General features: G+C 51.1%; 6 protein-coding genes and 1 pseudogene. All 7 read right to left on the bottom strand.

Going from position 1 to position 7,540, the window contains the following annotated elements; translation table 11 throughout:
- Nucleotides 1-488 precede the first annotated feature (488 nt).
- Complete coding sequence (locus tag B1748_RS35990; protein ID WP_087572786.1) at nucleotides 489-1,358, bottom strand: YitT family protein; 870 nt, start codon at nucleotides 1,356-1,358, stop codon at nucleotides 489-491.
- A gap of 157 nt (nucleotides 1,359-1,515) precedes the next feature.
- Complete coding sequence (locus tag B1748_RS35985) at nucleotides 1,516-1,905, bottom strand: Na+/H+ antiporter subunit G (RefSeq protein ID WP_087572785.1); 390 nt, start codon at nucleotides 1,903-1,905, stop codon at nucleotides 1,516-1,518.
- Complete coding sequence (locus B1748_RS35980) at nucleotides 1,889-2,182, bottom strand: Na(+)/H(+) antiporter subunit F1 (RefSeq protein ID WP_087572784.1); 294 nt, start codon at nucleotides 2,180-2,182, stop codon at nucleotides 1,889-1,891. The genes B1748_RS35985 and B1748_RS35980 overlap by 17 nt, the downstream gene beginning before the upstream one ends.
- Nucleotides 2,179-2,499: pseudogene (locus tag B1748_RS35975) on the bottom strand (Na+/H+ antiporter subunit E); the annotation flags it as partial. The gene B1748_RS35980 and the pseudogene B1748_RS35975, both read right to left, overlap by 4 nt.
- Nucleotides 2,500-2,520: 21 nt before the next feature.
- Complete coding sequence (locus tag B1748_RS35970) at nucleotides 2,521-3,999, bottom strand: Na+/H+ antiporter subunit D (RefSeq protein ID WP_087572782.1); 1,479 nt, start codon at nucleotides 3,997-3,999, stop codon at nucleotides 2,521-2,523.
- Complete coding sequence (locus B1748_RS35965) at nucleotides 3,992-4,330, bottom strand: Na(+)/H(+) antiporter subunit C (protein ID WP_087572781.1); 339 nt, start codon at nucleotides 4,328-4,330, stop codon at nucleotides 3,992-3,994. The genes B1748_RS35970 and B1748_RS35965 overlap by 8 nt, the downstream gene beginning before the upstream one ends.
- Nucleotides 4,331-4,332: 2 nt before the next feature.
- Nucleotides 4,333-7,206, bottom strand: coding sequence for a Na+/H+ antiporter subunit A (locus tag B1748_RS35960; protein WP_087572780.1), 2,874 nt, complete (start codon nucleotides 7,204-7,206; stop codon nucleotides 4,333-4,335).
- Nucleotides 7,207-7,540: the final 334 nt, after the last annotated feature.

Below are 7,540 nucleotides of genomic sequence, written 5' to 3'. Positions count from 1 at the left end.
TGGGAACATTAATGCAACGCTAGTGGAAAAACTCCCTTTAATTGAATGACTTTCCGTTTCTTCGACACGTCAGAGGGAAATTCTCCCTCTAATCCAAGTAGAAAGGAGGGCGGACAGTGATTCGGCCTAAATTAGTGGTAGGATTTCCCTCTAAATCCGCAAAATTCGGTATAGAAGCGAGATTAAATGGCGATTTTCCCTCTATTTTATTCATGGCTGACTAGTGCGGTACTGTACGGTACGGTACGGTACGGTACGGTGCGGGCAGCAGCAGCGGCGCAGCACCCACGCTCATCTCACAAAGAATGTCACTCCCACACGCTGCACAAGAGGCGGCGCTCTTACACGTTTTCCACACGCCCTCCTCCCATTATCCGGCTCTCCCGCATCTTCCCGCCCGCTCCCTTTTAAAGAAAGAGCGGCCGCGTTTAAAAGGGGCGGCATACAAAAAACACTGACAACGAAGGTCAGTGTTTTCATGGTTGTGCCTAGTGAATGTCCTTTTTCTTAAAGCTGCCGCCTTTCACTTCAGCCACTTCATACACCATGATAAAAGCATTCTCGTCGATTTCGCGAATAATTTCTTTCATCTTCCGTTCTTCCAAGCGGTTGATTACGCATGTAATTTCTTTGAAATGTTCATTTGTATAACCGCCTTGCACCACGCCATACGTAGCACCGCGGCCCAGTCGATCGCGAATCGTTTCGATCATCATCTCTGGATGTTTGGTAATGATTTTAAACGTTTTGGCCCCGCTCAAGCCTTCCTCGACGATATGTATGACTTTCGAAGCGATAAAATAGGCGATTCCCGATAGGATAGCCCCTTTTAAACCAAAAACTGTCGATACAACGATAAACACGAATACATTAAGGAACAGGATCATATCGCTTGTTCCGAACGGCAGCTTCCGCGAGAGCAGTACCGCCAGCATATCAATGCCGTCCAGCGCGCCGCCGTTCCTCAGCGCAAGACCCATCCCCAGGCCGATGATAATACCGCCTACAACGGTAACAAGCAGCGTATCGCCTTCCACGATCGGCGTAATATGATGCATAAAGAAGGTGCCGGCTGCCAGCGATGCGATGCCGAGCACGGAATAAATCGCGAAGCTTCTGCCAATCTGCTTATAGCCCAAATAGACAAAAGGGATATTTAGAATCGCAATGAGAAGACCTAAAGGCAGATCGAAGAGCCTTGACCCTACGATACTGAGACCTGTCACGCCTCCATCGGATACGTTGTTCGGAATTAATACGGCTTCAAGGCCGTAGGCTGTAATTAAGGCACCAATAACAACAATAACGCCTCGTAATATCATGTTCCATACTGCAGTTGACTTATTCTCCGTCTTCATTCTTGACCTCATTTCCTATTTTCATATCGCGGCTCCATTAAATGTGAATATTTTTTACTGTTAAAATTTTAGACATGTACGGAGCTAAAGTCAATTTTTTTATTTTTCAACCGTAATAGAACCACATCCAATGGACGTGGTTCTGGTCTCGGTTAATCTAATTTTTTAATTGCTTTTTTATTTCCTCTATCTCCTGTTGCCTCTCTTGTTTGATCGCTTCTCTGAAATCATCGCGTACGCTTCCCTTCCACAAAGCTACGCCTGATCGGTAAGCAGCCCGCGCGTTAAGATGGCCCGCAACGGGCGAAGTGATAAAAACAAACAAAATACCCAGGAGCAGCTTGATGCTGAAAAAATCATGAACGAACCAAGTGTAAAAAAAAGCGCCTAGCAGAATAAGAAGCACGCCAAGCGTGGCGCTCTTGGTAGCGGCGTGGGAGCGCAAATACACATCCGGCAATCGTATGAGCCCGAACACGCTAATAACCGCGATGACTGCCCCCAATAGGATCAGGATTGCAAATACAACTTCAATGATTTGTTCCATCATCTCCAGACTCAAGGACAACCCCCCTCTCGATATATCTCGCCATTGCGGTTGTCCCAATAAAGGTTAATATGCCGATAACCAATATGATGTCGAAATACGCCCGAGTCCCCGTCGTTATGCCGAGGACGGCAATCATGGACAGCAATAGAATGCCTATCGTATCCAGCGCCGCAATCCGATCGGCAATAGACGGCCCCTTTAGCAATCGGTACAAGGCTCCCAATATGGCAAGCGATAACAAAATAAGGGAAACCCACAGCAGTGTTGTCGTCATCTCGTTACCTCCATGATGGCGCGTTCGAAAGATCCTTTGATCTGCGCCGCAAGCTCGTCGGGGTCGTTAATGTCCATGGCATGAATGTACAATGTTCTCCCGTCGCCGGATACATCAAGCGTAAGCGTCCCCGGCGTCAAACAGATCAGGATTGACAATAAGGTAATTTCAAAATCGGTCCTTAGCTCCGTATCCAGCTTGATGATACCTGGACGAATGTTGAGCTTGGGGCGCAGCACTTCCCGAAGAACCGTCACGCTGGACAACAACAGTTCCTTGTTAAACATGGCTATCAATCTTAAGACAGCCCCTGTTTTCCTTATCATTCTCATCATGCTCTACTCCTTCAACACCGCTTGTACATAGCCGGACGGGTCCAGGAGGGTCCGCCCTGCCTCGCTAGCGAATTCATATATCCATTCCGACCCGAAGCCCATCGCAACAACAATAAGCATTAATCCCGCGGTCGGCAGCAACAGACCGGCCTTTCTTGTGTCGGTCGCAGAAGACGTCGCACGCTCATCGCCCCAGAAAGCCGCCATGAATATTCGCATCAAAGAATACAGAACAACAAAGCTTGTCGCCAGCGAAACCGCGGTCAGCAGATAATGCTCGCCTTCCAGACCGCCGCGCACAATGAGCAGCTTTCCTGCGAAGCCGCTAAGAGGCGGAATGCCCGCAATAGCTAGTATAGTCGCGAAAAACATCCATCCGAGCAGCGCATTGCGCCGCATCAGTCCGCCCATCTCGGAGAGCTTGCACGTGCCCGCCGCACGAATAATTAACCCTCCGAGCAATAACAGCAGCGCTTTGGCTATCATATCGTGCAATAGATAGACAACAACGCCTTCCAATGAGTCTCGGTTCGCCGTGGCAAGCCCGAAAGCGATAAAGCCCACGCTTATAACAATATTGTAATTCAGGATGCGCGGGATATCCTTGTAAGCCAGCGCCCCGAACGCCCCTAGAACCATCGTTGCGCCCGCCATCCAGCCGATCCAGACATGCGTCACCTCCGGCATGCCGCCGAAGACCAAAGTGAAGGTGCGCACGAGCGCATACACCCCCACCTTGGTCAACAACGCGCCGAACAGAGCCGTAACCGCAGTCGGCGGCGCGCTGTAGGCGCCTGGCAGCCAAAAATAAAGGAGGAGGCCCGCCTTCAGCGAGAACACGATCAGGAACAACAGCGCTATGACGTTGAGGATGCCTCCTTGTCCGGCTTCCGCCACCTTCAGGGACAAGTCGGCCATGTTAAGCGCCCCTGTCACGCCGTACAAGTAAGCCACGGCTGCCACGAACAGGGCCGAGGATACGACATTTATGATGACATACTTGAGCGTTTCCCGGAGTTGAAGCCTCGTCCCTCCTAACACGATGAGCGCATAAGAGGAGATTAACATCACTTCGAAGCAAACAAAAAGGTTAAAGATGTCGCCCGTCAGGAATGATCCGTTAACGCCAACGAGCAGAAATTGCAAAAGCGGGTAATAAAAATAGCGCTCTCTCTCTTCCCCTATGCTGCCCATTGAAAAAAATACGATGAAGGAACCGACGACCGTCGTTGCCAGCACAAGCAGCGCGGCCAGCATATCTCCGACAAAAGCAATGCCATAAGGCGGTGCCCAGCCGCTCATATACAGGGTTTGAACGCCGTCCTCTTTGACATGAATGACGATGGATACGGCGATAGCGACGCCCGCGAGGCTGCTTGCCCCGCTCAACCAGCGCTGCAACAAAATACTTCGCCGCATAAAGACAAGCAGGACCGAAGTAAACAGCGGGACGAGCAGCGGCAGTACAAGCAAGTTATTCATTCTCGTTCCCCCTTAGCTCTTCCATGTCATCCGTACCCAGCTTTTTGTATGCCTTATACGCAAGGACTAGCAGGAACGAAGTGACGCCGAAGCTGATGACGATTGACGTTAGGATCAACGCCTGCGGCAAGGGATCTACGTAAGCTTCCGCTTTCTCGTCAAGCAGCGGCGGCGCTCCGGTCTTTAGACGCGACATCGTCAGCAGCAGCAGATGTACGCCATGCGACAGGAAGGAAGACCCCAGCACGATACGGAGCAGACTCTTGGACAGGATAAGATAAATGCCGACCGTAAATAACACGCCGATCGCGAGTGACATATACAATTCCATCGCTACTTATCCCTCCCGATCGTAAACAAGATGGTCGACGCTACGCCAATAACGGTCAGATAGACGCCCAGATCGAATAGCGTTGCCGTCGCCAGCTCCAGCTCTCCAAGGAGCGGAATGTCGAAATAGCCGAATGTATGGCTTAGAAACGGCACATTTGCCAGGAAGCTGCCGGTTCCGGTTAATAATGCAATCAGAATGCCGATTGCCGTAAGTCGTTTGAAATCCACGCGAACGATGCGCGCGATCTTATCCACGCCATTGGTAATAGCCAACAGCAGAAGCGCTGCCGAAGCCATCAAACCTCCGATAAATCCGCCTCCGGAATGATGATGCCCCATATAGAACAGATACATGGAGTAGATCAGGACGAGGACTACCACCAGCTTGGCAACCGTGCGCAGGATAACGTCATTGCTTCGAATACCGGCATACACATCGTATTTCATACCGTCTTGCCCAAGCGGCCTATCGTTCTCGTCTTCCTTCACCTTTAGCTTGATCAGCGCATAGATGCCGTAGGACGCAATGCCAAGCACGACAATTTCCAGCATCGTGTCGAAGCCCCGAAAGTCGACGAGTATCACATTGACGATATTTTTCCCGCCGGCAAGCTTATAGCTGTTCTCGATAAAATAATCGGAGATCGATTCGAACTTTCGGCTGCCGCTTGCGCTTAGCGCAATAAGCGTCATGACCGCGCCAACGCTGACGGCGATCAACAGATTCCATACTTTAAACGGCAGTCTGACAAGCTCCTTTTTGAGCTTCGGCAGGTGATAGAAGCATAACAGGAAGAGGGCCACGGACACCGTCTCCACGATTAACTGGGTCAACGCCAGATCCGGCGCCCGGAAGATGACGAAAAATAGCGTCACCATATACCCTGCCATCCCGGTCAGAATGATAGCCATCAGCCTTGAGTTCGCGAACGGAACGGCTATAGCGGACAGAACAAGCGCTCCGATGACGATCGCTTCATAGAAGGAGGTTGTCGCCATTCCTTCCGTGTTCAGCGCAAATGCTCCCTCGAGCCACATGGTCAATCCCAAAGACAGCACAAGGAACAAGAAGATATAGATTAAATAATGACGAACGGAGCCCGTCATATACAGGCAAGTCAATCGTCCGGCAACATTGTCAAGCAGGCGTTGCCCGTCATCGTAAACGCCGTTCAGCGAGACCCGATTGGTGAGCGGCTTGCTTACCCATGCGGCTCGTCGCTGCAGAATAAATATTGCAGTACCGACGATAGCGACGCCAATGGTCATATACAACTCCGTATTCCAGCCATGCCACATATCAATGGAAACCATAAACTGTTCCTGCGGCTGAAGACCGGTGAAATGAATCGCCGCCATTGCGGGTTCAATCAGCGTATGGGATAACAGATTCGGGAACAGGCCGAACACCACGACAAGCGATGCCAGGACGAGCGGCGGTATCAGCATGCCGAGCGGCGCTTCATGGGGCTTCTTCTCGAGCTTCTCGAACTGCGCTTTCCCGCTAAACGTTCGGAACACAAGCAGCAGGCTGTAGGCAAACGTGAATACGCTGGCGACCCATGCCACGATCGGAAACAGGGAACCCCACAATTGCATGCTGGCGAACGACAGCTCGCGGATTTGCAGCAGCGCCGTAAAGAACATCTCCTTGCTGAGGAAGCCGCCGAATGGCGGTATGCCTGCCATCGAGAAGGCGCCAAGCAGCGTGATCGTGAAGGTAATCGGCATAACCGCCATCAGTCCGCCAAGCTTCCGGATGTCGCGCGTACCCGTCTCGTGATCGACGATGCCTACCGCCATAAACAGCGCGCCTTTGAAGACCGCGTGGTTGATAAGGTGGAAAATCGCGGCCGTCGTCGCTTTGGCGAAGAACAGGTATTGGCTGGTGCCCGGATAAAATGCCGCGGCCGAGCCCATCCCGAGCAAACTCATAATGAGACCAAGCTGGCTAATCGTCGAGAAGGCAAGCAATGCCTTCAGATCCGTTTGCTTGATCGCCCGATAGGAACCATAGATCAACGTAAGAAGCCCGACGCCGGATACCATCCATAGCCAGACGGCATGTCCGGAGAAAACCGGGCTAAGGCGGGCAACCAGATAGATGCCGGCCTTGACCATGGTCGCGGAATGCAAGTAGGCGCTGACGGGCGTCGGCGCTTCCATGGCATCCGGCAGCCAAATATGGAACGGGAACTGGGCCGACTTCGTAAATGCGCCTGCCAGAACGAGCAGCATGGCCGTTACGAACAACTTGTGTTCCGCCAATTGCGGTATGGTCTCCAGCAATTCCCGAATACTGAACGTACCCGACATCACATACAGAAGCGCGAAACCCGCAAACATCGCAAGACCGCCGCAAACGGTAACGACCATGGACTTAAGCGCGCCGTACCGCGAACGCTCCCGTCGATCCCAGAAGGCGATCAGGAGAAATGAGGAGATGCTCGTCAGCTCCCAGAAGGCGTAGAGCACCATCAGGTTATCGGACAACACAAGTCCGAACATCGCTCCCATAAACAACATCAGATAAACATAAAAGTACGATAATTTCTCCTTGCTCTTATCCAGATAATAAATGGAATACAACAGAACCAATGAACCGATTCCCGCTATTAATAAGCCAAACAGCAAGCTAAGTCCATCCACATAAACGTCGAATCCAATGCCGAGCGAAGGAATCCATGGAAGGGAGCCGCTTATCTCGCTGCCGTTGTCTATGCTTGGGATCATAGACAACAGGAGAACGAATATCGCAATCGGCAGGGGCAGCACGAACCAGCCCGTATGAACTTTCGGTAGTATCTTGTTCGCGATTGGCACAATCAGAGCGAACAAAAAAGGCAAAATAATGACGAAATGAATGACTGACACAATCTATCCCCCTTAATCCCTCTATCTCTAAAGTATGGCCATTTCCACGCAGCATCATATCCCTCATTAGAGGTTATTCTTCGCACTATTATGGTTGCGAGTATCACGGTTGCCCGCGTATGCCTGAAAAAACGCAAAAAGAGCCCGCGTTTGGCAGGCTCCTCCGGGTGTTGCATCATATGAAATTTGGCCTTAAATCTGTCGTTATTATATCCCAGCCCTATCCTTTTTGTCAAAAGCGGAATGAGATTCATGCAGGCAGGGGATTACTGTTATGAGAAACCCTCTATCGAGGTATTTCAGAGATGAGCGACCGCGTTTAGAGGTAGGATTT

This window comes from Paenibacillus sp. MY03 (assembly GCF_002165585.1).
Taxonomy (GTDB): domain Bacteria; phylum Bacillota; class Bacilli; order Paenibacillales; family Paenibacillaceae; genus Pristimantibacillus; species Pristimantibacillus agaridevorans.
Note: the sequence above shows the minus strand (reverse complement) of the source record. Positions and strands in the feature narration are given on the sequence as shown.

What these genes read in the sequence shown, in the direction of transcription:
- B1748_RS35990 (WP_087572786.1), bottom strand. Translation starts at nt 1,358, where the DNA reads ATGAAGACGGAGAATAAGTCAACTGCAGTATGGAACATGATATTACGA.
- B1748_RS35985 (WP_087572785.1), bottom strand. Translation starts at nt 1,905, where the DNA reads ATGGAACAAATCATTGAAGTTGTATTTGCAATCCTGATCCTATTGGGG.
- B1748_RS35980 (WP_087572784.1), bottom strand. Translation starts at nt 2,182, where the DNA reads ATGACGACAACACTGCTGTGGGTTTCCCTTATTTTGTTATCGCTTGCC.
- B1748_RS35970 (WP_087572782.1), bottom strand. Translation starts at nt 3,999, where the DNA reads ATGAATAACTTGCTTGTACTGCCGCTGCTCGTCCCGCTGTTTACTTCG.
- B1748_RS35965 (WP_087572781.1), bottom strand. Translation starts at nt 4,330, where the DNA reads ATGGAATTGTATATGTCACTCGCGATCGGCGTGTTATTTACGGTCGGC.